This is a genomic window from Ktedonobacter sp. SOSP1-52 (genome assembly GCF_016587395.1).
In genome coordinates this window covers 1516786-1540108 of sequence record NZ_BNJH01000003.1, presented here as the reverse complement: position 1 = coordinate 1540108, position 23323 = coordinate 1516786, and the positions used below count along the sequence as shown (strand labels likewise).

The window sequence follows — 23323 nt, the reverse complement described above, 5'->3', positions numbered from 1 at the left end:
CATCAGCGCATTAGGAGGAAAGGATTTTGTGGGAGATGGTTTTTATTCCGCTCACTCACCCCCATTCGGGGGCGCAGCGGCACTTTCACACCTAGCCTAATGGCTCAAGTGAGCGGAAAGGAAGCCCCACACCTCGGCAGGAGGGAGACCCTCCTGCCTCTCCCCTCCAGCGCGCTGCGTTACTTATCAGTGTAATCAGTCTTTGAGCCAAAGAGGTATGAGTCGCTGACATACTTCAGGATGACGCGCCCGGTCTTGGGCGAGGTACGCTCTTGTACCGGGCGCACGACGACACCTTCTCGGATATGCGCGTTCTCAGCCAGCAGAGTTGACCCCTCGCTCAAACGCTTGATGTCGTCCAGGCTAAACGGTATGCTGGCCATGACGGGCACTGTCTCAATGCCATAGCGCTCACAATACGTCAGGAACTCCGGCCAATCCAGGTAAGCACCATCCACGAGCAAATCAAAGGCGCGAAAGCCGATGCGCCCATTGCTCAAGCCATAGGCAAAGGATTGGATGCGGCTCCCATAGACCTCGCCAAAGAGAATGACCTGCCGGTGCTCCTGGCCCAGGTCTTCAACCAGCCTCCGCACTGACTCTAGCGTCAGGGGAAACCAGTAGGTGCTCACCGCGAACCTATCGTCATCTGGCCGCTTGCGCCGCAGGGCCTTGGAGCCAGCCATCAACTCGCCCTCAACCATGCCCACGCGCGAAGAAGTACCATGAATCTTCTCGCTGACCAGGACCGTTTCGCCCTCAGCAAAGATGTCTGGAAAATTCCGCATGTTCTCAATCTCGGTATACTCCCAGAAGAGTGGGTGGTCTACCTCAGCATCTCCGGCGCTGGAACGTAAAGGTGGCTCATACTTCTTCACGCCGTAAAAATCAGCAACGTTCTGCCCCGGCTCCCAGGCTGCATCCTCGGGCTTCACGATCAGGCCAAAGGATGGCTCACCACGCAGCTTCGCGCATCTGATACGCTGCTTGCTAAGGTATTTCGTCACACCAAAGCGCTCCGATAACTCCAGTGGCAGCACAGTATCCGGTGGGAAGTACACAATTTTGTCGCCTACCGTGTACTGCCCCTTGGGAACCACAATCTGCCACCCAAGCACCTGCGCCAGTTCCAGCGCGTCAGCATTGCTATGTGGCCCAATCTTATCAATGGTCGCCACCGGCACAATCAAGCTACTCATTGGCTGGCTCCTTCCTAATCAATCCATCTGGCATCCTGTAGGGTTCAGGCTGGCTTGGACTTACTCCCGCCCAAGCACAATGCAACCTGTACGCTCAAGTCCAAGCCAGCCTGAACCCTACAATTCCGTGATTTGAGGCGCTTACTTCGCGCGTCCACCCCGCTTCAACATCGCGCGTCCAATACGCGTGTAGACATACGTTGGGCGCCTCGTCAGGCGTATTGTCTCGCCAGTCACCGGGGCGGAAACGGTCACGGCGCGGCGGAGCTGGGGCTGCTCATTACCAATGTCCCACCGCCTGGTCACATACGACCCGGTAGTCCTGGTTCTCGTCTTTACATTCTGCATCATCTTTGCCGTTCCTCCGGAACTGTAACAACACATTAAGCCTTGCATCATCGACTCGCTTACAGAGCCAATTCTGCTTTATCTAGAAGCAAGCGTCTATGAGATTTCTCACACTCGCTTGCTTACTAAATCCATATCACTTGCCCTCTTTATAAGCTCATCTATAAAAAGCAAACAATACAACCTTACAACAGTACAAAAACATCACCTATCATATGGTCGAACTCGCCCATCATGATTGGCACATTTACGGATCTGCTGGGGATACCCCTCTCTCTCGCTAGGAACCCGCTTCAGCGCGTCCAAAGGCGATTAATCGCCCATAGGCGCAGCTCAAAACGTTCCTGGGGAGCTACTTCGCTTGATGGATTGCCTATTCCTCAGCAAAAAATCGGCTTGCGCCGCACTGCCATGAATGGCATTCGGGCGCGCTAAAGCCCCCCATTCGGAGACACGGCTGGTCCCTACCAAAAAGTGCGGGAGATGAACTGGAAGGTGGGCGAGCGACTCCGCGAATCCCTAAATGTCGAAAATGATCCTTGCCTGGTAAGAGCCACTGGCCTCATCACGGGTGATGGCAGCCTCGTGCCAGGTAACAGCCTTGATCGCGCTTGCCAGTTCATGACGTTGGGCATCATATGCCTCACCCGTCACTCGGGCTTTTAAACGCGTCTTCGCCAGATCCAGGATCTCGACATCGCGTACGAGGAGAAACTGCGTATCAAACAGGAAGATCAGTTCATCGAGCCAGCCGATCAATAATGAGAGGTGATCATGGGCCTCGACTGTGACTTCCCGCGTTGTCGCTGGCTTTATCTGCTCCGGCGCGACCATCAGACTCTCCATACCCTGCGCGGCATGAGAAAAGAGTTCTGGTAGATCCTGACCATAGGCATGTAGCCCGACATCCGCAGTATGCTCAAACACTTCATAGGGGCGCGCAAAGTTCTTCACGAGCGCCAACCTTTCCAGGGCAGTCTCAGACAGGGGATATATGCAGAGGCAAAGCTATTACTGCGATACATATGACTGCCCTCCTTTTCCTATGAAGTATTAGTAATTCTTCTCCGAAAACCCTGAGCGCGAAGCGCTAGTCACGTAAGTGATGTTGGGTTTCGGCATAAGATCGTAGTAGATGCTTTAATAGTACCCACGACATTGTGATTTGTCAATACATTTTGCCACCAAATTGAAGAACTTCAATAAAAATCAAGCAAGAACGAAAAGCAAATGGACCGATCACCCGCGGGTAGTCGGCCCATTTGCTTTTCGTTCTTTTTTATCTAGCGTGGGCCCAGAATTCGAGCAGGTCGCTTTTGGTAACGATGCCCTCAAGCAGGCCATTGTGAACGACGGCGACCGCCGAGTGCCCCATGTTGAAGAGCGTATAGGCCTCACGGGCCTCAGAGACCGCGTCCAGTACGGGGAAGGCTGGTCCCTGCAACTGGCCAACCGTGGTCGATTCCAGGGGCTCTCCGCTCGCCAGGCGACGTAGCAGCAGGTCTTCGGTCAGGCTGCCCACCATCTTGCCGCCCTCCATGACGGGCGTCTGGCTGATACCATAGCGCCGCAGCAACTCAACGGCATCGGCGACCGAGTCGTTGGGGGTGATGCTGACTACCAGGGGCATGCTCTGTGAGTGTGAGCGGCGATACGCCAGCACATCCTGCATGACTGGCTGCTCGCTCTCGGCTGGGACCAGCAGGTTGTTCTCGCGCATCCAGGTGTCGTTAAACTGCTTGGTCAGGTAGCCGCGACCCGTGTCGGGGAGCAACACGACCAGCACATCCTGGGGGGTAAGACGCTTGGCATAGGTCATAGCTGCCGCCAGGGCCGTGCCCCCCGAGCCACCAACCAGGATACCCTCCTCGCGTGCCAGGCGCCTGGCCCAGTAGAACGAGGTACGGTCATCAACACGAATCACGTCGTCGACAACAGCGGTATCATAGTTGCGCGGGAACATGTCCATGCCGATACCCTCGACCTTGTAGGGCTTGGGGTATCGCCCGAGTAGACTGAGCCTGGAGGGTCCGCGCCAATAATTTTGATCTGTGGATTCTGCTCTTTGAGATAGCGGCTGGTCCCAGAAATAGTTCCACCTGTGCCGATGCCCGCGACGAAGGCCGTGATCTTGCCCGCCGTATCGCGCCAGATCTCTGGACCCGTGGAGCCATAGTGCGCCGCCGGGTTGGCCGGATTCGAGTACTGGTCGGGGCAGCACGCGCCCGGAATCTCCTTTGCCAGACGATAGGCGACGTTTTTATAGTACTCCGGCGAGTCATGGGTAACACTGCTCGGGCAGATCACAACCTCCGCGCCATACGCCCGCAACAGGCTCCGCTTCTCCTCGCTGGCCTTGTCGGTCATGACGAAGATACAGTGATAGCCTTTGATCGCTGCCGCGATTGCCAGGCCATGCCCGGTGTTACCGCTTGTTGGCTCGACAATCGTCCCGCCTGGACGCAGCAGGCCTTGCTGCTCGCAGTACTCAATCATCGCTGGGCCAATGCGATCCTTCACGCTCCCACCCGGATTAAAAAACTCCACCTTCGCCAGCACCATCGGCGGCACATCGCTTGCGATGCGCTTCAACTGCACCAGCGGCGTATTCCCGATCCCCTCTAATAGCGAATCGTAATAACGCATATTCCCCTCCCGCAAGGGAGCCTTATCCTTATTGGTTTCTATCATTTCGACCTCGTCGATGTACAAATGACGACACAGCGAAACGCGGACGACACGAGGACATGGCGGGATAAAGCGCGTGAGATCAACAGCGATTCCACTTCGAAGCCCCGCAGCTTAGCCAACCCTGGCCCTTACAATCTCCCTGTGTCAGCGTCAAACAAGCATACAGATGTAATGTCGTCAGAACTGATAAGACATTACAGCATATGTCACGTTTCCACAGTATAACACAAACCTTCCCGCGACTACACCGCTCTTCCACTCCCTAAGCGCCCCCTCACTCCCATAGGCGCCCGATTTATCGCGCACAAGGCGCTTTATCGCAGCGATACACAATTGCAGTTATTTCACCATAACAATATAACATCTCGTGACAAGCACCGTCTCGCCATGGGACTGGTCGCAACCCGGTATTACTGCGATAAATCGCCTTGTGCGCCGTAAAGGGGCGCTTATGTGTGGGTTGCCCCTCTACCCCTGGACCTGCGGCGGCAGTTTCTGTCCTTCTGATACATATGGCTCTACTGGCTGCTGTTCGCGCTCTTTTGCGCTCCGATCCAGGTCCTGCCCCTGGTAGCCACCATCGTAGCCCGCCAGCGGCTGCTCGTCCCAGGCCGACTCCTTCGGCTGGGGCATGTTAGACCCTCTGCCCGGCCCTTTCTGCAAGTGCTCCAATTCCAACCGCAACCGTAATTCCTCATTCTTCTTCTCCTGCATCTTCAACTGCTGCTCGAAAGAAGCTTTGAATATCCCTCGCACGATGCTTGTAATCGACCCGCCGAAAATAAACAAAAAGATCATAATTAGCCAGATATTATCAAAAAACGTTTTTGCTAGTTCATTTAACATAGTTCTCTTCCTCTTAGCATGAACATTGCCAGTAAAACTCTCCTATTAGAAGAACGTATGCTCATGCCTCTTTTAAAACATAGAAAAATGCCAGAAGCTCCAGGGGATTGCCAGGCAATCCCCTGGAGCTTCTGGCATTTTTCTATTTCACGTGTACAAACATGTGATACCATTGTGCTCCATAGAGGAACTCAAATACGATTGCCACCAGGCTGGTCATCAGCCCCAGGCCACGCCCACGCGCGCCCTTGTTCCCTATAATGGTGGTTCCAAGCGCCGCCAGGATCCAGATAACAGCCGTCAAGCCCGCGATCACCAGGAAACCATTGCTCAGCCAAGCCAGGTTCTCGCTGACCAGGGCGTACCAATCCTTGGGGAGCGCTTCCGTCGTATTTGTGGTATACAAACTGAGCGCGCCTGTCGCCACCGTCGCGAGCACAAAGAAGAGGCCGATCAATAAGCCTTGCCCATAGTCGAGCATGAAGCGTGCCAGTTTGAACGTGAACGACTTCTCACGCTGCCAGCGATACTTGTTCAGCGGGTCCAGCCTGCTAAATAAGACGGCTCCAAATAAAGCTATAGCATATACAAGAATGCCAAGCACAATTATGCCCCAGAATTTGACCATTGTTTATCGCTTCCTTTGCACATTTTTATCTGCTTACTCACACGCATCTACCTGCATATTCAACGCTATCTCTCTTCTCAACCGCCACCGCCCGCCATTTCTAGCATCAGGGATCATACCGATGCGATTGTATCATAAAATTGATATTTACCGATACAACACCTGACCATCACTCCTTTGTACCTGAAATCACTCACATTTGTATTGACATTCCACTACACTTCTGCTAACTTAGGAACACAAACATTCTTGAAATCAGGACATATGTCGCGGGTCATGGGGACGCGTGCGACCCAAACGGCACACGTTTCCATAAGCTTTATGGGAGGCTAGAATACTTTGACCATCTCGTGCAAACTACGCTTGCTATTGGCAAGGGCAAATGTAGAGCGAGCAAAAGAGGGCCTGCCCCCCTTGAGCCTGCGCCGCCTGGCTCAGGAAAGCGGCGTCTCGTTGAGTGTCCTGGCCGCGCTTCATCGTGGCCAGAGCCGACGCGTTGACTATACCACCATCGATCAGCTACTCAACTACTTTAACCGCTATTTCGGTGTGACGGTCAATGATCTCCTCACCTGGGAACACACCCTTCAGGATGAGGTCCCTCTCACCCTCGATGCGAGCCGAGGACACGCCACCTGACAAAATGCCTGTAGGGTCCATGCTGGCATGGACTCAAACGCCCTATCATGGTAAATATATGCCAGCCCCGAGAGAGACTTGTAGGGTCCATGCTTGTACGGACTCAAACGCCGCCAAGCAAGGCGGTTGCGGATCGGGCAAGTTCTCGCCTGGCGAGGTTTTAAGTCCATGCCAGCATGGACCCTACAAATTGAAGAAACGAGGATTACATACGATGGCAGTGATGATGAAATCTCGCCAGGAGATTGCAAAACTACGCGAGGCCGGGCGACTGGTGGCCCAGACCTTTGAGGTTATGCGCCCATATGTTAAACCGGGCGTGACGACCCTTGAGTTGGACCAGATCGCCGAGGATTATATTCGCGGCAAGGGCGCGCTCCCCATCTATAAAGGCTATGGCGCTCGCCCCGCCTATAACGGGCATCCCGCCGTTCCTGCCTTCCCGGGTACCATCTGTATCTCTATCAATGAGGTGGTCTGCCACGGCATTCCCAGCGCAGAGGTCAAGTTGAAGGAGGGCGATATCGTCGGCGTAGATATCGGCGTCCTGCTCAATGGCTGGGTCGGCGACTCCTGCGTGACCTATGCCGTTGGCGAGATCGATGAGGAGGCGCAAAAGCTCATGGAGGTCGCTAAACGCTGCACTGAACTGGGTATCGCCGAAGCTCGCCACAATAAACGTCTCGGCGATGTGGGCGCGGCCATCCAGGAATACGCCGAGTCCAATGGCTTCTCCACTGTGCGTGAATTGGGAGGTCATGGCGTTGGACGCTCCCTGCACGAAGATCCCCACGTCTCGCACTTTGGCAAGCATGGCACTGGCCTACGTATCCGCCAGGGCATGGTCTTCACCGTCGAGCCTATGATCAACGTGGGAACCGCCAAGACCCGCGTGCTCGCGGACCAATGGACCGTCTGCACCGCCGATGGCAAGCGTTCCGCGCAGTTCGAGCATACGCTGGCCGTGACCGATGGCGCCCCCGAACTTTTGACCATCCTCTAGAACAATACGTAGCATTGAATAGTGTGTGGCCCGACGTGTGCAAAAGCACACGTCGGGCCACACACTATTCAATGCTGTTCCTTCCCTTCCATATATACACATGTATAAGTTTATAAGCCTACGTATAATGGCACTGGTAGCCAAACTCTGCAACATACAGAGCGCGCTACATCGCCTTCTCGAGCCATAAGAGAAGACAAACAGTTTCCAGAATGTTACTGGTTTATGCCCAAAAACCCCTGCTCCTGCACAGGAAAAGGGAGTAATTGGCATAAACCTAAGCAAGGAAAGGAACAAACATGTCACTTGCTAAGAAGACCGTTTGTACGATCATATTTACCGCCATCTTCGCCCTGATGCTGATGGTAGGCCCTACCAGCCATGCCTCAGCCAGCTCCTGCGGCTGTGGTAATGGCCTCGGCTATGGCGCTGGTTATGGTGGTGGCTTCGGCAATTATGGTTATGGCCTTGGCTACGATGGTGGCTATGGTGGCTTCGGTGACTATGGCTATGGTGGTGGCTTCGGTGGCGGTAAAGGCTTCAAAGGTGGTGGCTTCGGCTTCGGTGGCGGTAAAGGCTTCAAAGGTGGTGGCTTCGGCTTCGGTGGCGGTAAAGGCTTCAAAGGTGGTAGCTTCGGCTTCGGTCGTGGCCTCGGCTTTGGTGGCTTCGGCTTCGGTCGTGGCCTCGGCTTTGGTGGCTTCGGTCGTGGCTTCGGCTTCTAGTGCGGCTGTAAATAACGCCTAGCCTCTAACCACTACAGCATCCAAACCTTCTGAGAGCAGGACCTATGTTGGTCCTGCTCTCTCTATGCCAGATTGGGAAGATACAAATTGAGCAGTGCTTCTCAATGGCACACCTACCTGTCAGGCATGCATAGGCGTGGGGTGATCCACACCCATTCCCATAACGCCGCTCCTCAAGCCCCTCTGTAACCTACAACGTATCTTCAAAGTGTACTTACTGAAACCAGTAATCACGTAGGCCAGAGCACAGTTACAGTAGCTGCGTACGCCAGTAGCATACATACATGAGTTTATACATGCCTGTATACTAAAACCAGAAAAAGCCGAAACCTGTAGTGCATCCCCTGGAAAGCATCACTTGTAGAGCATCCTCAAAACGATATACATGATAGGAGCAATCTAGGCTCAGGCACTAAGGAGAAAAAAAGACATGCAACTTTCCGCCATACGGAAAACCCTATGTCTGGTCATGCTCAGCGCGATCGTCGCCGTTGCCTTAGTCATGGGAACGACAGCTAACGCCTCCGCAGCAAGCCTTACCCCCACAAAAGCACAAACTCACGTAACCACTACATGGGGTGGCCCCGGTTGGGGTGGTGGCTACGGCTACGGACGTGGCTTTGGCTTCGGTCGTGGTTTCTACGGGGGCGGCTTCTACGGACGTGGCTTCTATGGTCGCGGCTTTGGCTTCGGTCGCGGCTTCTATGGGCGCGGCTTCTATGGGCGCGGCTTTGGCTTCGGTCGCGGCTTCTATGGGCGCGGCTTCTATGGGCGTGGCTTTGGCTTCGGGCGTGGCTTTGGCTTCGGTCGTGGCTTTGGCTTCGGTCGTGGCTTTGGCTTCGGTCGTGGCTTCGGCGGTGGCTTCGGCGGCCGTGGCTTCGGCGGGGGCTTCGGCGGCCGTGGCTTCCGCTAGTCAGCAGAGGTCAGATCTTAAGACCAGAACAGACAATTACACATGCAAAACCAATGCTGGCGTGACCCTAGAGGCCACGCCAGATGGTAAGCGAAGTGCTATTCGGAAATCTGAGCGCGCCTGTCCCCGAATGGGGGAAGCGCTAGTCGCAAGAGCGACATTGGTTTCCGCATAAGAAGGAAACGGTATAAGCGCACCGCTTCCAGCAGTCCGGCTCCAGCCGTTTTCCCAAGGCGTGACTGGATTCGGCATCCCATGAAGCACATTCCCAAGCAAAGGAAAAGGAGTAAACAATGGCACTTTCAACTCTCCGCAAGGCTGTCTGTCTCGTTATGCTTAGCGGTGTTGTAGCAGTAGCGCTATTGTTTGGAAGCATTCATACCGCTTCCGCGGCCAGCCTGACCCCCACGAAAGCACAAACTCATGCCACCGCACAATGGGGTGGCGGCATTGGCAGCAGCATTGGCAGCAGCTATAGCGTTAGTTACAGCTATAGCGTTAGTTATAGTTATAACATCAACCACAGTTTCTATCGCACTTGCTGGTACGGCTGTCACTACTGGTAAGCACCTGCCAGACCTATAAGCACAACGAGGGAGGCGAGCGTACAAAACGCTCCCTCCCAATTTTTATGCTCCTTTTAAATTTTTGTCATAAAATTTGTCGTCATAAAATTTGTCATACAGAGAAAGCCGGAGCTACCACGATGACGACATGCCGTCATCGTGGTAGCTCCGGCTTTCTCTGTATACATAACGCTTGAGCTTGGTTGACCCTCTATAACAATAGAGAGCAGACATAGCGAAGACTCATCTACGGATAACAGCTATGGCTCCTGGGATGGTTTTGTAGAGTGAACCTTGTAGCGCGCATCAGCACATCTGCACCCATCACTATAAGAAAAGCAAATTGTCATCCTCACCATCAGAGATGACACAGTGGAAAGGAACAGAGAATGTCGCGTTCGTGCATCCAGAAAAGCACATGCATATTCGCTATCACTAGCCTCTTCCTCCTCTACATGGCCTTTGGGCATACGGCATCCGCTCACGCCTCCAGCCTCACACCTGGACGGGCCAATCTGCCTCAGAGCCACCAGGACTATCCTATGGGTTCTAAAGGGTCACCACGCGCCCTCTCAATCTGCTCCACCTTTATCATTCTCGCCGTCGATGGCAAGAATAGTACCAACATGACCGTCAATGTCAATCGTGACTTCGAGCTTGAGCTTGAGAAGGATGCCAACTGCATCATCAAGATCAGTGGTAAAGGTTATCACCACCACCACTATCATCATGGTATGATGAAGCGTGATGGCTGGATGAAGAGCGATCCCTCCGACATGAACGAGCAGAGCAGCTCGATGTCTGACGCCAACCAGGCCACCGAGGCCAGTGCTCCTACGGTTCCCAGCGCGCCCAACACCGCGTCTAACGAGCCCAGCACCACCTACAGCCCGGAGATGAACGCTCCTGCAATCACCAGCGTCACTCCTAATCAATAACACTCACATTCACATCCATATACATTCACAGGACGCGCCTACACTCAATGTGTAGGCGCGTCTTCGCCTCCCATCCCCCGACGATTCACGTCTAATTTTGTGGCGTTATGCAGCTCTTTTCCACTGTCCCTGCAAATATGTTGCCTTTTTGTCTATTCGCATGCAATAATGCTTTTAATTGGGTATACTCCCTCAACATAAAAGTCTACCAGCAGCCGCGTACGCCAGGGCGCAACCCCAGTAGCCGCGTACGCCAGTAGTGGAGGCATCTGTTGTGAAATTGTGGCGCTATAACCGCGCATTTGAGACACTTGGACAGCGCTATCAACTCCTGGGCTCTCTGGGTAGTGGCGGCATGGCCGATGTCTGTCTGGCCTGGGATGAGCACGACCAGCACGAGGTCGCCATCAAGGTCATCAAGCCCGACGAGCTTGATCAGCGCACACTGGATCGCTTTGTGAAGGAGGCCGCCAAGGTCGCGCAATGGAGTCATCCCAACATTCTACATATCTATAGCGATCTCAAACTTGAGCTGGTTGATCCCACTCGCGGCTCAATGATTCCTTATATAGTAATGGAATATGCCGCCGGGGGCGACCTGCATAAACGCCTCCGTCCAGGCCAGCCCTACCTGCTCAATAAAATTCTGACCCTCGCGCCCCAGATCTGTAGCGCCGTGGCCTATGCCCACACCCATGGTGTGATTCATCGCGATCTCAAGCCGCTGAACATTCTCTTTCGCGTCCTCCCCAATGGTTCAGAGCAGGCCGTGCTGAGCGACTTTGGCCTGGCAGTCGAGGTCAACGCGACCCATCACACCTTTCCCGGAGGGGGCACGCTCCCCTATATGGCTCCTGAGCAGTTCCGGGGTGGTGCCCTCCCTCAAAGCGATATCTTCGCCCTGGGCGTAATCCTCTACCAGCTCTGCACCGGGCGCCTCCCCTTCCGCCGCACCCTCTTCGAGGTTGGACGCGACCTGGCGCGCCAGCAACCGCTCACGTCTCCGCCCAGGCCCAGTAGCCTTCATCCCCTCCTCTCGCCCAACCTGGATGCCGTCATCCTGCGCGCCCTCGCCCACGATCCCACACAGCGCTACCAGGATGCGGAGGCGCTCTGGGATGATTTTAGCAGGGCTGCTGAGCAAGGGAGGAGCGCTACTTACTACCCTAAAGGACACATGATACATACCTACGCAATGGAGCAGGACCTGGATAGAGGATCGATCACACCTGTGAGCCGCTCGTTTATAAAGGAGGGCGAGGAGAGCGATATTGATATCCTGGAGGAGAGTGATCTAGAGAGCAGCGGTGAAAATCTATCGATCACACCTGCTCCCAAATTGCGTCCAAAGCCCCAACCGGTCGTGCTACCATCCTCCGCCCGCCGCTCGCGTTCCGGAGTGGAAAACTCACCGGTCACACCTGCTCCCCGACCAACAGGGCCTCGACCGAGCGTCGTCCCCCCACGGCACTCCTGGCGCACGTGGCTACTGGCAGCGTCCCTGGCCCTCATCCTCATTGCAGGTGTGATCGTTGCCCTTCCCGGCCTGCGTGGCATGCCAGGCCCCATCGCGACCCTCCTGAACGGCAACCGCGCCACCATCGCCCTGACCACCTCCAGCCACCTGGAGCAACATACCTACCACGTAACCGGCGTCCCTACCAATCCCGACGCTGCCCAATCCCAGGTCCAGGCCCACCCACTCGCCGCCAGCGCCCAATCCAACACTCAGACCATCCAGGGTACCGGCAAAAAACAAACAGCAGGGACAAAGGCAAGCGGAACGCTGACATTTTTCAATGGGTCCTTTAATAGCTTTACAGTAGGTGTAGGAACTACTATCACAAGTACAAACGGTATTCAAGTAAGCACAGATACGGAGATTGTCATACCTGCCGCAAACTCTGCAACAGGGAAAGTAAGCCAAGCAGAAGTAACTGCTCATGCAGATACTCCTGGTACCAGGGGTAACATACCAACCATGAATATAAATAAAACCTGCTGCGCTGCCAACAATACAATCTTTGTAAGAAACTTGGTCCCTTTCACAGGTGGGCAGGACCCGCAAAACTATACCTTGGTCACGCAGCAGGATGTGGACGGTGTGAGCAGGGGGCTTCAGAATAGCGCGCAGGCGCAGGCCCTTCAGCAGCTCCGTGGGATGATTCAGGGAGGAGAGGAGATGGCGGATAATCCACAGTGCAAAAACACGATCAATCACACTAACCCCATCGGGGATACCGGGGCCAATGTAGCCAGCACCAGCATCAGTGTGACCGTTAGCTGTAACGCCTTCGCCTATCCTCGGCAGCAGATGCAAGCCCTCCTGGCTGGAAAGCTGCAACCCCAGGCCGATAACGACCTGGGTAGTGGCAGCAAACTTGCCAGCCCACTCCAGTTGCACGTGCTCCAGCAGCAACTCGATGGCGCCAACGTCACCTGGAACATAGAGGCACAGGGCACCTGGGCCTACCAGTTCGACGCCACCGCCCAGCAAGCGCTGGCCCGCCTCATCGCCGGCAAGAGCCCCGCCGAGGCCCAGACCCTGCTCCAGAACACCCATGGCGTCGCCCGCGCCAATGTCCAATTCAACGGCGCAACCCTGCCCGGTGATCCCAACCAGATCACCTTTACCATCACTAACCAGCCAAAACCAGCCCCACAAGCGTTTAATCCTATGGGAGAGTCCATATACAGCACCTTAATAAAATCAACCGGATTATCACCACAGGCACCCCTTTCCGCTTTCATAGGCGCCCGGCCCCCAACCATCATAGGCGCCCGATTTATCGCGCGCGAGGCGATTTATCGCAATGATACCGGGTGAAACCACCCACAATATCACGGTGTGGCGTGCCATAGGATATCACTCCGTTATGGAAGAATACGTGCTATGCTGTATTCGTGCGATAAATCGCCTCGCGCGATAAATCGGGCGCCTATGGGTATTGGGGTTCGGGCGCCTAATGATGGTTGGGGGAGGGTTCCAATGTAGAGAGGGCAAGCTTGAAGCCGGGCATATGGACAGTTCGTGATAACAACAATAAGCGCTCGGGCTCTTGCTTTTTATAAGCAAGCACTTATATGACAAATTCAACAAATTTTATGTACATGCGCGATACGCCTCGTACCATTATATGTAAGCGCGTGCTTTAGCAGCGCGGCCCCCCGCGCGCCCATGGGCGTCGTATTCGGGTACATGGGTATGTACGAGAAGGGCTCGATATAGTACAATATCTGCGGAGCGAGAAGAAACAGACTTTGAAGGATTCAGAGGTTTGTAAGATGAGACAAGGAAATGGCTCGGATGTGTTGGGGCCTAATGATCCCCGCAGCCAGAAGATAGGCATGATCTATGTAACGGCCAATGATGAGCATAAAAATGTGCTCACAGCGATCCTTACCCAGGAAAAGGTCGGCCGCGAGAGAATTGCGGTTGTTTTGCCAGCTCAGAATAAAGCTTTTCAGCGCCCGGCGGATTTTGATGGCCTCAAGTCGCTCCGCAAGAAGCTGCATGCCCAGGTTGTATTTGTAGCTCCCAGCGGTTCGCCTCCCGCCAATTTCGCTCGCCATCGCAACTTCACGGTTTTCTCATCGCTTGAGGGTTTTACGCAATCCCTTGAGGAGACGCCAGTCGCCGAGGCAGAACCCAAAGCCACTGGCTTCCTGGGTGGCATCTTTAAGCGCGGCGAGAAGAAAAGCGCCACGCCTGCTAAGAAGAATACTCCTCAGACTGCACCATCCACGAGCCAGGACACCAGCGAGCCACCATCGGGAAGCGGTCGCCGTAAATCGCAAGAGGTCAATCCAGTTGTGCTGGGCGGAGCCGCCGCCGCGGTAGGTGCCGCTATGGCCTCACGTCCTCCACAGCGGGACGCGCAGCAGCTTCCACGTATCGTCGATGCCGAGCCTGTTAGCCCAAGCAAGGCTGCCCCTACCAGGGCCACACCTACCAGTAACGGGCCACAGGATGATTCCGATTTTGATGAGGTAGCAAACACGCCGAACCTGGACGAGGATGCCGAGCCTATCGGTCCCGTGAAGGGGAGGCCACAGCCACTCGACTTCGATCCAGCCTTTGATGATGAGGGCGACCTGCTGGCCCCTCCCACACCTGAGCAGATGGATGAGCAGTTCGGCGATAAAGGACCTGGCCTCCAGCGTGCTGGCATGATGCGCGCCGAGGACTATGAGACCGTCGATATGCAACTGGAGGACGACGAGGCGACCCCACGCCCCTTCAACCTGCGGCGTGAGACCCTCCCAGCACCACGCCCATCGCGTGAGCTGCAAGAAGCCGGCCCCAGGCGCCGGACCACTGGCAAGACTGGCCGGGGGCGCATCTCGCCGCGTGATGAAAACGAGGAAGGCACGGGAAGAGGCGCGGGCCTGGCAGGGCTGGGCGCCGCAGCCGCCGTGGGTGGCGCGCTGGGCGCAAAGGCCGCGTCCAACTCCAGATCGGGCGCGCCAGAGCCAGAACCCATCGACCTGACAGTAGCCCCGCGCAGGCGCACCACCGTCAATCTCAAGAGCGCCAATCCCGAGGGTGCGGCAACCGCCGCCGCCCTCGCGAACAAGCGACACCCCAGCGGAAAAATTGACAAGAAGAATGTGAACGACGATCCGGCAACCCGCACCTCTAAGCGTGATAGTGGTAAGATAGTCGCGGCTGGCGCCGCTGGCCTTGCAGCGGGCGAGGCCCTCGCCAGCGGTTCTCGCAGCACTGGCAAGACCGCCGCCGTTGGCGCGGGCACCGGGGCCGCGACCCTACCTAATAATGGTGGAGGCGGTGGTCTGCCACCCACACGTGGCGGAGGCGGCGGTGGTCGTGGCAGTGGCGGCGGGCGCTTCCAGCCCAACCAGCGTCAGAAGCGCCGTGGCCTGCCCTGGGTCATCGTTGCCATAGTAGTGCTCGTCCTCCTGGCGGCCTGCGGCATGACGGCCTACGCCCAGCCCGCCCTGCGCACCCAGGTCCTACATGCCATCACGGGCCAATCCCCGGCTACGGTCACAATCACACCTGATAGTCAGCTCGTCAAGAACGACTATATCGTCAATGGCGTGACGACTAATCCCGACCCGGCCAAGCTGGAGGTCTCGGCCCGCCAGATCTCCGCGACCGTGCAATCCAACACCCGGACCGTCAACGGCAGCGGTCACAAGCAAACGCCAGGCATCCGTGCTTCTGGTCGGCTCACGTTCACGAATGGATCATTTACATCCTTTACTGTTGCAGGTGGGACAACCATAGTAGCAAAAAACGGCGTGTCTGTAGTAATTGATGGCCCAGCCATTATTCCACCACAAGATACCGGAACTGGATTGGTTGGCAGTACATCAGTATCTGCCCACGCCGCTGATCCTGGCGCTAATGGGAACATAGCATCCCTTCAAATTAACAAAGGCTGCTGTTCTGCAAGCAACTCAGTCTTTGTTAAGAATCTGAATGCCTTCAGCGGCGGGCAGGACCCGCAGAACTATACCTTCGTCACGAATGACGAGGCTGGCAAAGTGGCGAATGATCTGCAAACCCAGACTACGCAGAGCGCCCTGACCAAGCTACGTGGGCAGATACAGAACGGCGAGGAGATGGCAAGCAATCCGCAGTGCCAACCATCGGCACCGAAGTATAGCCAACCCATCGGCGATACCGGGGCCAATGTACCTTCGACCAGTGTCAGTGTCAGCGTGACCTGTACGGCCCAGGTCTATAACAGGCAACAGCTTCAGAGCCTGGTCGCAAGCAAGCTCCAGGATAAGGCCAATACCGATCTGGGTAGCGGCTACAAGCTGGTTGGCAAGATCCAGACACGCGCTGTTCAGCAGCGCCAGAATGACAAAGGCATCTCCTGGGTCATGGAGGCGCGAGGCCTCTGGGTCTACCAGATCACGACCAGCATTGAGCAGGAGCTGGCCCGGCATATCGCGGGGAAACACGTCAACGAGGCCCAGACCATCCTGAGCAGTACCAAGGGTGTCGGCAAGGTCAATAATATCCAGGTCGATAGCGATACCCTGCCTGGCGATCCCAACCAGATCACCTTTACCATTCAGAACATCGAGGGCCTGGGCGACGTTCCCCCAGGCCAGGGCACACCCACCGTTACCGCACCCAGCGCAACTCCCCAGGGGGGGAAGGGGTAGGAGGTGTGGAGTGGTGTCCCTGGCGGCCGCTGGCCGCCAGGGACACCACTCCACACCTCCAGTAATTTATTTGGAAAGGAACATTGCTGCCAATGCTGTCGTTGGAAGGCAAGCAACTTGGAAATTATGACGTTATACGTCGCATCCGTGTAGGTGGCATGGGGGCCGTCTACGAGGGGCGGCAACGCAGTGCCTTTGGCAGGCGTGTCGCCATCAAGGTCATCCTGGGCGACTATGCCACTGACCAGGACATGCGCCGCCGCTTCATGCGCGAGGCGCGTACCGTCGCTCGTCTGCACCATCCAAACATTCTCCCTTAATTGAGTTTGGTGAGGAGCGCGGCGTCCTCTTCCTGGTTATGCCCTTTATCGATGGCGGCACCCTTACCAGCTATCTCAGGCGTAGTCTCCCAGACCTGGCGGAGGTCACCGCGCTTTATCAGCAGATTCTTGATGCCGTCGAGTATGCGCACGACGAGGACCTGATCCATCGCGACATTAAATCCTCGAATGTTCTGCTGGAGATGCGACGCGGCAAGGTTCCGCACCTCTACCTGGCTGATTTTGGCCTCGTTCGGCCGAGTAAAAACATTGCGGGCCGTGGCAGGCGGCGCTCCGGCGCGAGTTGGCCCGGTGATCCCACGCAGGCCGGGAAGCCCATTCCCCTCGACCAGGTGCCGGGAACGCCACACTATATGGCCCCCGAACAGACACGAGGCATCATCACACCTTTAACCGATATTTACGCGCTCGGCGTCCTGCTCTACCAGGTGCTTACCGGCGAACTACCCTATGATGATCCCGATGATGTACGCGTTATCGAGATGCAGCTCTACAATCCCATCCCCTCACCATGCGACCGCGATGCCTCCATTCCCATAGAATTAGGCGAGGTTGTGCGTAAAGCCATGGCCAAAGATCCAGCCCAGCGCTTCCAGAACGTTGCCGAGCTGCGTGAGGCATTTCTCAAGGCCACCTCCGGCCCGCGCGTCGAAATCTTTACCGATAGTGATGAGCAACCCGGCGAGCATATAGATCAATTCCTCGCCCCCGATCTCGACGAGGAGAGGCATCAGACCTCCGCGGACCTCCACAGCCAGGCCACGCTGCCCAATACGGGGCGTTCGCCTCGTCCCTTCCCACGCGAAGCCACCGCCAGCCAGGAACTTATGCGCGAGGTTGCCGGGGCACCTCACCAGGGCACGACGCTGGATACTGAGATCGCACAGCCCCAGCCCATTATCATGCAGGAGCGCCGGGCGCGCACAACAGGCGATATTCGCCCCTCGATGGCCCGCACTCAACAGCACCGCGTGACAGAGGAGCCCACCGATTTCAGGGTCATGCGTCCGGGAAAGATCAAACGACGCCGCAAGCAGAGGCGCGTCGCCCTCCCCTTGATCATCATATCTATGTTTCTTACGGCACTTGCGCTGCTCTTACTCATCGTGCCGCGCGTCTTCGACTTTAACCTCTTCGGCGGCTCATCGGTCGCCACCGTCTATGTGACGGCGGAGAGCAAGACCCTCCAGAATACCTATGTCCTGACTGCCTCGCCCTTGGTGCAGACCGCCGACCCCACCACGCACCGCCTTCCCGCGCGCCATCTCAAATATACAGTGAAGGGCAATAGCACCGTCAAAGCCACGGGCACCAAGACCAGCAACCCGACCCAGGCCACAGGCACCCTTATTTTTAGCAATAGCGGCTTCTTACCCGTAAACCTGGGCGTCGTAACCCTGACCCGCAACGGCCTGACAATACGCACCACCCAGCCTGTACAGCTCGAAGGGCAGCGTAGCAATAAACCCGCCACCGCCGTTGTCCCGGCGCTCGTCACCACACCAGGAGACGCAGGCAACCTGGGTGCGCATGTCCTGGACGGCAACTATAATGCCACAGGTGTCAGCGTCGCCAATCCCAGCCCCTTTACCGGTGGCAGCAACGGGCAGACCATCCACACCATCCAGCAGAGCGATGTCGATAGCGTCAAAACCGATCTCATCCCGCGCCTGCGCCAGCAGCTTGAGCAACAATTCCAAAAGAACCTCTCCTCCGGCGAAGTTCTGGGCGCCCAGCCTCACTACGACATGAATATCACGCCTGAGCAGCCTGTTGGAACCGCCACCAACCAGGTAAAAATTGATGTCACAATTACTGGCGACACCCTGGCCTATAACAAAGACCTAGCCACGCATATCGCAGCACAACTGCTTACCACCGAGGCGCAGCACTCCCTGGGAGCGAACTATACCCTCCACGACCAGGTAAGCCAGGTTGGGGCAACCAGTGTCAAGGCCGGGCAGAACAATGCCCTCTATCTCAATATCCAGGTACACGGCCAGTGGATCTACAACTTCAGTCAGAGCCAGATCGCAAGCTGGCCCACTAATCTCAAAGGCTCTACCAGCACTACCGCCCTCGCCTACCTGAACCAGCAACCTGGCGTGGCACGCGTCGAGCTCCGCCTCCCCTTCAACAGCGACCACTTCCCCTCCGAGACCGACCAGATCAAAATCATCATCATCAGCACTGGCCAATAATAAGGGTAAGTAAGTAAAGCAAAACAGCGATCATACCGGACATGTCCGGTATGATCGCTGTTTTGCTTTACTTACTTACTTTCTTAGCGTTCGGGGCTGGGGTCATCGGGATTCCCGAAGAGGCCCTCAAGTTTGTCCTTCGCCCGGTCAATCCAATCATTGGGATGTCTTTCGGCTTCAGGGGGGCGATTCTCTGTAATGTCTCCCTGGTCGCCCCTTTGCGTATAGGGCTCGTTCCCCGTCACGCCTGTCGCGCCCGTGGGCTCAGCGCTTCGCAGCTCATCATCACGCTCGCGTATGAGGTCGAAGCCTGATTCTGTCTGTGGGGTCTTTCCCGCAGAGTAATTCTCCTCTGGCTGGTTATCAAATTGCTGCCCACTCCACGGAGCCTGGCTTACATCACGGTTCTGGGTCACATCCCTATCCCTGCCTGTCAGCGGCCCCTGTCCCTGATTGAGATTCTGATCACGCTCGTATACATCTCGCTGGGCCGAGCCAGAAGTGATATCCGGCCCTGGCTGTACACCTGGTGTCTGCGTCACATCCTGGTCGCGCTGCATCCCGCCTGCAGGCGGCATCTGTATTACATCTTGATCCCGCTGCATCCCACCAGAGAGGGGAGACTGGTTCACATCCTGGTCTCGTTGGGTCCCGCCTGTGAGGGGCGTCTGGCCCACATCCCGGTCACGTTGATAGACATCTCGCTGGCCCACCCCTGAAACATCCTGGCCCTGCTGAGGGATACCACTTTGAAGCGGCTCCTGGTTGATGTTCTGCTGCTGGGTAACGTCGCCCTGCAACGGCCTCTGCGTCACTCCCTGATCCCGCTCATAGGCACCCGCATCACCCTGCCAGGAACGTCCTGCCAGGTCCTCATCGCGTTGCGGAACATCACTCTGTGTTACATCCTGGTCGTGCCGCTCACTCGGTTTCTGAAACACTTCCTTCGCGCGCTCAAACAGCCCCTTCTTTTCTGTCCCCTGTTCAGTACCTAAGTCACGCTGAGACCCACCACCCAGCTCACCCTCGAGATTCTGGTCACGCTGAGATCCGCCTCCCAGCTCACCATCAAGATTCTGGTCACGCTGATATTCGTTCTCCATATATGCCAAACCTCCAAACCAAATTAACCGGCTAACACACACCATGCAAACCGCTACACAACACGTACGATCAGTATATGCTACCCCTACTTCTTGCTACATCCCACGAAGGAGTGATTCTCCCCTGACCCTTTAGAGTGAGAAAAAATAGTTGTGGAATGGAATGTGGGCACACATGCCAGTGTGATATTATATGAGCAGAATAGACGCATATATTCCGCGTTGCAGACCACGGAGAGGAGAAGATCATGCACGTACGCACCTCGATCATCCGTCTCGTCCCGGACACATATGAGGAGGCCATTGCCCTCTTTCGCGACATTATTCTCCCCAGCGCACAGGAGCAGAAGGGCTTTAAAGGTGCTCAGATTCAGCATAGCGATAGTGATCCCAATCGCCTGATCGTCATGAGCTTCTGGGCCAGCGTGGAAGATCTACTGGCAAGCGAACCGCCCGCAGAGATTCACATGCATATGGAGCGCCTGGGCGAACTGATTGAGAACACCGACCAGGATAATTATTTTGTCGTACATCGCATGTGAGATAGTATCACCCAGATCCAATCCTCGCGACTGCCGGGCCCAACTACCATAGGCGCCCGATTTATCGCGCGCAAGGCGATTTATCGCTCGAGTACAGGGTCGCAATGAATCCCATCATCTGATGACGCCTCCTATAGAGCTTCTTTTCACCCGGGGCAAGGCCAAGGCGTATGGGTACATACCTGCTATGCCGTATTACTGCGATAAATCGGGCGCCTATGAGATATGGGGCGGCACTTATGAGATTGGGGGCCTATTATCAAAATTTGACAATATTCGGCAAGCTCTGACCTCTTGCATCCTTCATATTCATGCTCTACTATACGAAACAGAATCCTTTACAGAGAGGTAATTTTTAATCTATGGCGCAGACTCCCTCCTGGTGGCAGACCGGGACTATATATCAGATCTATCCACGTAGCTTTATGGATGGCAATGGGGATGGCATCGGTGACATCCCTGGCATTATTAGCAAACTCGATTATCTCCGCTGGCTTGGCATCGATGCGATCTGGCTCTCGCCAATCTATCCCTCACCTATGGCCGACTTCGGCTATGATATCGCAGATTATACCGATGTCCATCCGATCTTCGGCAAGCTCTCCGATATGGAGCAACTCATAGTGGAGGCTCATAAGCGTAACCTCAAGGTCATCCTCGACTTTGTGCCCAACCATACCTCGGACGAGCATCCCTGGTTCCAGGAGTCACGCTCTAGCCGCGACAATCCACGCCGCGATTGGTATATGTGGCATGATCCCGCGTCCGATGGTGGCCCTCCCAATAACTGGACCAGTTTCTTTGGTGGCTCGGCCTGGCAATTCGATGAGCAGACGGGACAATACTATCTGCACATGTTTGATGTTAAGCAGCCTGACCTGAACTGGCGCAATCCCGATGTGCGCGAAGCGATGTATAATGTCCTGCGCTTCTGGCTGGAGCGCGGCATCGATGGCTTCCGTGTCGATGTACTCTGGATGCTGCTTAAAGATGAACAATTGCGCGACAACCCACAGCGTCCAGATTGGAAGCCCGGCGATCCCCCTTATGCCCGCCAGGAAGGCCGCTATACCGAGGACCAGCCCGGCATACACGAGATTGTACGCGAGATGCGCAAGACCCTCGACGAGTTTGGCGAGCGGGTCTTCATCGGCGAGATCTACCTCCCCATCCACCGCTTGATGCATTACTACGGTGAGATGCTGGACGAGGCCCATCTCCCCTTCAACTTCCAGTTTGTGACCACGCCAACCTGGGAGGCACGCTCCATCCAGAGCATGGTCCATGAGTACGAGGAGGCCCTGCCCGAGGGAGCCTGGCCTAACTGGGTGCTGGGGAATCACGACCGCCCACGCGTGGCCTCACGCCTGGGTCGCGAGCAGGCACGCGCCGCGCAGATGCTCCTGCTGACCCTACGCGGCACCCCACATGCTACTATGGCGATGAATTGGGCATGCAAGACGTAGCGATCCCGCTTGAGATGATGCATGATCCCCAGGGCAAGGATAATCCCGCCAATGGCCGCGATCCAAATCGCACACCCATGCAGTGGGACGACACGCCGAACGCGGGCTTCAGCCCGGCGGGTATCCAGACCTGGCTTCCCATCGCCTCAGACTATCAGAACAATAACGTCGCCGCAGAACAGCAGGACCCACGCTCCTTCCTGACTCTAACGCGCACACTCCTGACGCTGCGCCGCGCACTTCCGGCTCTCTCCCAGGGTACCTATCAGACCCTGGACCAGGATAATGCCAACTGCTTCGCCTTTCTGCGCGAACACGAGGGCACACGCTACCTGGTCGTCCTCAACTTCGCGGAGACCGAGCAGGTAGTGAAACCCTTGCCAACTGGTCAGGGGCACATCATCCTCTCCACACACCTGGACCGCGAAGAGGACGTCGACCTGGCGCACCTCCAGCTCCGCGCCCACGAAGGCTGCCTGATCAGGTTATAGAGAAGAGGACCATGATATGTAGGCGCGCTTTAGCAGCGCCTACATATCATGGTCCTCTTCTCTATTTATATCTATTGTTTTTCATATCTGCCCGTGGTATGCTTTTCTCATTACAGTATCCAGGAAGGAGGAATGAATGCACGTCATGATTGATTACCACGATAAGCCGGATTTCCCAACCCTGGCGGCGTATATCAGCCAGCACTACGCGGCGCTGCGTCTCCCCTACCAGCAGTGGGCCTACTTGGCACGGCTCGCCATTCAGCACCTTCCCTACAATGAACGCCAGCTAGACCTCCTGGCCAATGATATCACTCGCCAACGCACAGAACTTCATCGCGCTATCTTATTTGCCTCGGAACACTTTTGCGATGAACTACTAGATCACATTCGTACCCAGGCCCATATGAGCAAGTACGCCTGGAAATCCTTCTACAAAAACCAACCGATCACACTCAAAAATGGCTTTCACCTGTTGATATTTTAATTGGTATTGAGATAAAGAGAGGCCCTTCAGAAGG

At 55.8% G+C, this 23323-nt stretch carries 18 protein-coding genes and 2 pseudogenes; 13 read left to right on the top strand and 7 right to left on the bottom strand.

Translation table 11 applies throughout. The features are described 5' to 3' along the window. Nucleotides 1-179: 179 nt before the first annotated feature. From JMJ16_RS32005 to JMJ16_RS31980, 6 genes and pseudogenes are all read right to left on the bottom strand, one after another. Complete coding sequence (locus JMJ16_RS32005; protein WP_201388199.1) at nt 180-1199, bottom strand: RNA ligase (ATP); 1020 nt, start codon at nt 1197-1199, stop codon at nt 180-182. Nucleotides 1200-1340: 141 nt separating this feature from the next. Further along, on the bottom strand, nt 1341-1550 hold the full coding sequence (locus JMJ16_RS32000) for a hypothetical protein (protein WP_201388197.1): 210 nt from the start codon (nt 1548-1550) through the stop codon (nt 1341-1343). 516 nt (nt 1551-2066) lie between these two features. Beyond that, nucleotides 2067-2501, bottom strand: a complete 435-nt coding sequence (locus JMJ16_RS31995; protein WP_201388195.1) for an archease — start codon at nt 2499-2501, stop codon at nt 2067-2069. A gap of 325 nt (nt 2502-2826) precedes the next feature. Then, nucleotides 2827-4193: pseudogene (locus JMJ16_RS57355) on the bottom strand (cystathionine beta-synthase). 513 nt (nt 4194-4706) lie between these two features. Further along, nucleotides 4707-5084, bottom strand: a complete 378-nt coding sequence (locus tag JMJ16_RS31985; RefSeq protein ID WP_201388193.1) for a hypothetical protein — start codon at nt 5082-5084, stop codon at nt 4707-4709. A 142-nt stretch (nt 5085-5226) separates the two neighbouring features. Then, nucleotides 5227-5712, bottom strand: a complete 486-nt coding sequence (locus JMJ16_RS31980; RefSeq protein WP_201388191.1) for a hypothetical protein — start codon at nt 5710-5712, stop codon at nt 5227-5229. Between the two features lie 339 nt (nt 5713-6051). On the opposite strand from JMJ16_RS31980, the gene JMJ16_RS31975 reads away from it, so the two are divergent. From JMJ16_RS31975 to JMJ16_RS31930, 10 genes are all read left to right on the top strand, one after another. After that, a complete protein-coding gene (locus JMJ16_RS31975; protein WP_201388189.1) occupies nt 6052-6351 on the top strand; it encodes a helix-turn-helix transcriptional regulator in 300 nt (99 codons plus the stop codon). Nucleotides 6352-6565: 214 nt separating this feature from the next. Then, the gene (map, locus tag JMJ16_RS31970; RefSeq protein WP_201388187.1) at nt 6566-7354 is read left to right on the top strand and encodes a type I methionyl aminopeptidase; all 789 of its coding nucleotides are present in this window, start codon (nt 6566-6568) and stop codon (nt 7352-7354) included. A gap of 299 nt (nt 7355-7653) precedes the next feature. Beyond that, a complete protein-coding gene (locus JMJ16_RS31965) occupies nt 7654-8076 on the top strand; it encodes a hypothetical protein (RefSeq protein ID WP_201388185.1) in 423 nt (140 codons plus the stop codon). A gap of 451 nt (nt 8077-8527) precedes the next feature. Then, nucleotides 8528-9010 (top strand): hypothetical protein, encoded by a 483-nt coding sequence (locus tag JMJ16_RS31960; protein ID WP_201388183.1) that lies wholly within the window; start codon nt 8528-8530, stop codon nt 9008-9010. 293 nt (nt 9011-9303) lie between these two features. Next, nucleotides 9304-9576: a hypothetical protein gene (locus tag JMJ16_RS31955; protein WP_201388181.1), complete on the top strand. Its 273-nt coding sequence runs from the start codon at nt 9304-9306 to the stop codon at nt 9574-9576. Nucleotides 9577-9965: 389 nt separating this feature from the next. After that, on the top strand, nt 9966-10514 hold the full coding sequence (locus tag JMJ16_RS31950; protein WP_201388179.1) for a hypothetical protein: 549 nt from the start codon (nt 9966-9968) through the stop codon (nt 10512-10514). Nucleotides 10515-10788: 274 nt separating this feature from the next. Next, nucleotides 10789-13341 carry a protein kinase gene (locus JMJ16_RS31945; RefSeq protein WP_201388177.1) on the top strand — a complete coding sequence of 851 codons (2553 nt, stop codon included), beginning with the start codon at nt 10789-10791 and terminating at the stop codon, nt 13339-13341. A gap of 458 nt (nt 13342-13799) precedes the next feature. Continuing rightward, the gene (locus JMJ16_RS31940; RefSeq protein ID WP_201388175.1) at nt 13800-16658 is read left to right on the top strand and encodes a hypothetical protein; all 2859 of its coding nucleotides are present in this window, start codon (nt 13800-13802) and stop codon (nt 16656-16658) included. Between the two features lie 92 nt (nt 16659-16750). Further along, complete coding sequence (locus JMJ16_RS56160; protein ID WP_201388173.1) at nt 16751-16978, top strand: protein kinase; 228 nt, start codon at nt 16751-16753, stop codon at nt 16976-16978. After that, complete coding sequence (locus JMJ16_RS31930) at nt 16978-19200, top strand: protein kinase (RefSeq protein ID WP_255553270.1); 2223 nt, start codon at nt 16978-16980, stop codon at nt 19198-19200. Before JMJ16_RS56160 ends, JMJ16_RS31930 begins: the two co-directional genes overlap by 1 nt. A gap of 83 nt (nt 19201-19283) precedes the next feature. On the opposite strand, the gene JMJ16_RS31925 is transcribed toward JMJ16_RS31930, so the two are convergent. Beyond that, complete coding sequence (locus JMJ16_RS31925) at nt 19284-20303, bottom strand: hypothetical protein (protein WP_201388171.1); 1020 nt, start codon at nt 20301-20303, stop codon at nt 19284-19286. Nucleotides 20304-20551: 248 nt separating this feature from the next. On the opposite strand from JMJ16_RS31925, the gene JMJ16_RS31920 reads away from it, so the two are divergent. From JMJ16_RS31920 to JMJ16_RS31905, 3 genes and pseudogenes are all read left to right on the top strand, one after another. Beyond that, nucleotides 20552-20845 (top strand): antibiotic biosynthesis monooxygenase, encoded by a 294-nt coding sequence (locus JMJ16_RS31920; RefSeq protein WP_201388169.1) that lies wholly within the window; start codon nt 20552-20554, stop codon nt 20843-20845. A 362-nt stretch (nt 20846-21207) separates the two neighbouring features. Further along, nucleotides 21208-22802, top strand: a pseudogene (locus JMJ16_RS31915) (alpha-amylase family glycosyl hydrolase). 136 nt (nt 22803-22938) lie between these two features. Next, nucleotides 22939-23289 (top strand): hypothetical protein, encoded by a 351-nt coding sequence (locus JMJ16_RS31905; RefSeq protein ID WP_201388163.1) that lies wholly within the window; start codon nt 22939-22941, stop codon nt 23287-23289. Nucleotides 23290-23323: the final 34 nt, after the last annotated feature.